This window comes from Candidatus Nitrosopumilus salarius BD31, from assembly GCF_000242875.2.
Lineage (GTDB): Archaea > Thermoproteota > Nitrososphaeria > Nitrososphaerales > Nitrosopumilaceae > Nitrosopumilus > Nitrosopumilus salarius.
In genome coordinates this window covers 1-981 of the sequence record NZ_AEXL02000040.1, presented here as the reverse complement: position 1 = coordinate 981, position 981 = coordinate 1, and the positions used below count along the sequence as shown (strand labels likewise).

Here is a 981-nt window from a genome sequence, read left to right as displayed (position 1 = left end):
TGTTAGTTGATATTGGTTGTTGTCCGCCGCTTCCAAGAAATCCTATTCCTGTACTGATAACATACCAAAAAATTGAAGATCTTCCTGTGATATTTACGCGAACAAGTGCAATTGCAGATAGAATAATTGTAGAGACTAAAGTGTAATAGAGAGGTTTGCTGAATTGATCACCAAATTCAGTGAAATTCATCGATAAAATTACTGCCTGATTTCCTACTGCAGCAAAAATTATGATTCCTATAATGGCGGCAATACCTATTCTGATGAATTTTCCTGCATCAGGAGGAGGAGTCTGCTTATCAGTAGAGGCGCTATACAAAATCAAGTTTTGTTAAGATTTGGTAAATTAATGTCTTACCAGCAAAATCAAGCTAATGTTGCTAGTTTTTTGCAAATCATATAGACTGCAGCAAATGTAGGAACAGTCACTTTTTCATTGTTGTATGGACCAAATTTTTTGTTTTTCAGACTAAATTCTATTGGACAGTTTGCAATAACTTCTACGGAATTATCATTAAGAAAAGATGCTTCCATATATGGATCAAACTTTGACAGATTTTCACAATATAATTTTGTAAGACCACTTTTGCTGTTAATAGAACCTGGAAGTCTAAAAATTCTATGAATATCCATAGTTACATTAGGATCAATTTTTACACCAATATTTTCTGAAGCATCATCAAGAGTTTTTTGGAAAGATGAATATCCGTTTATAATTAATTCTGAAATAATTTTTGAGCGTTTTGATTTAGAACCAAAAACATATTTAGAAAATCTTCCTCTCCAACCTTTTTCACCAAAATCTGGAAATGAAGATCTATTTGGTTTAAATTTCTTCATTCCAAATGTTTCAGGTATTACTCCACGAAACATGATATAATCTGCAAGTTCTGATCTTTCTCTAGAACTAATTTGCTGAAATTGTGAATTATACACATAAACATGAAATCCTTCATTGCCAGAAAAATAGACATGAATATT

1 protein-coding gene and 1 pseudogene are annotated in these 981 nt (G+C 31.7%); both read right to left on the bottom strand.

Annotation, left to right across the window (positions count from 1 at the left end):
- A pseudogene (locus BD31_RS01830) lies at positions 1-319 on the bottom strand (UPF0182 family protein); the annotation flags it as partial.
- Positions 320-366: 47 nt separating this feature from the next.
- On the bottom strand, positions 367-981 hold a 615-nt coding region (locus BD31_RS01825), incomplete at its 5' end, for a DNA primase small subunit domain-containing protein (protein ID WP_008297643.1).